General features: G+C 48.4%; 1 protein-coding gene. It reads left to right on the top strand.

What is annotated here, in order from left to right; translation table 11 throughout:
* On the top strand, positions 1–190 hold a 190-nt coding region (locus tag SB775_RS32920), incomplete at its 5' end, for a hypothetical protein (protein ID WP_410865489.1).
* Positions 191–244 lie beyond the last annotated feature (54 nt).

Here is a 244-nt window from a genome sequence, read left to right as displayed (position 1 = left end):
CTACAGCATTGCCCGCACCAGCCGGAAAAAATACATCGTGGAGCTTTTCCATTTTGATCAACCGGACTCCCCGCGTTTCTTGAAATTGGACGATGAAGGGTTTTACGACTTGCTGGAAGAGTATGAGCTGCAAGACCGCATCGAAGCGGATTTCCCGGAACTTTTGGTCATCGAAGAAATGCGCTTTTGACAAAACGCACCCAAATTTGGGTGCGTTTTTTTAGATGGGCAAGGGCTTTTCCGG

The organism is Peribacillus sp. SIMBA_075 (assembly GCF_046534585.1).
Note: the sequence above shows the minus strand (reverse complement) of the source record. Positions and strands in the feature narration are given on the sequence as shown.